This window comes from Alcanivorax sp. HI0044, assembly GCF_001634945.1.
The window spans coordinates 1-839 of the sequence record NZ_LWEZ01001694.1 but is presented as its reverse complement, the minus strand read 5'-3'; the positions used below and the strand labels follow the sequence as shown (position 1 = coordinate 839).

Below are 839 nucleotides of genomic sequence, written 5' to 3'. Positions count from 1 at the left end.
GGTGCCCCAGCAAGGCTTCAGATTCCTCAGCCAGCTTTTTAACCTGTTCCGCCTCACCCACATCACAGTGAATGGCGAAAGCTCTGGCGCCCTGGGCTTCCAATAGCGCCACGGTTTCCTGTGCCGCTTCCAGATTCACATCCGCACAAACCACGGCCCCGCCACGCTTGGCCAGTTCCAGTGCAAAACTGCGGCCGATGCCGCTACCGGCACCGGTCACCNCTGCGTAGGCGTTTTTGCTTGGCTTGGCAAAACGCTGCTTCAAAAAAGTCATCATCACGATTATCTCAACAGGTTATCGGCGGCACGCCCCGAACCGGGCGCGCCACGGAAATCAGGCGCGCAGTTTCGGCACGAATTCCTTGACCAGATACGGCGACAGCAGACCGGTTTTCGGGTTCAGCAGCTTCTCCTTGTAATACTCAAGGTAGGCCGTGGTGTCGTGGTCATTGGGGTGAAAGTCCCGGCGCAGGTAATCCAGAATGTGTTTAACCGTACTGCCGTAAACGCCCTCTTTCGGGCCGACCAGAAACACCAGGCTGGTTTTCACGTCTTTCCAGTAACGCAGGCTGAGCAGCTTGGTCGGCTTGCGGTATACCGGAATCATGGCGCCGCCCAACGGCACCAGGAACATGATGGTAAAAGCCGCCAGCGCAAAGCCGCTCACCCGCAGCGGGTAGTTACCGGACAGAGTCTCGTAGACATCATAGGCAATGTCCTTGTGCTCAGACTCTTCCAGCATGTGCCACATCCACAGGGCGCGCTGCTTTTCATCACCGGTTTCGTAGAAGACCTCTTCATTCTTCATCATGTATTCCGCCAGCACCGCCGTGAAATGC

At 56.9% G+C, this 839-nt stretch carries 2 protein-coding genes; both read right to left on the bottom strand.

Going from position 1 to position 839, the window contains the following annotated elements:
- Positions 1-277 (bottom strand): SDR family NAD(P)-dependent oxidoreductase (locus tag A3730_RS25530; protein WP_156501363.1); only part of this gene is annotated, 277 nt, incomplete at its 3' end.
- Positions 278-334: 57 nt separating this feature from the next.
- The coding region (locus tag A3730_RS25525) for a metal-dependent hydrolase (protein ID WP_197477636.1) at positions 335-839 on the bottom strand (505 nt) is incomplete at its 5' end.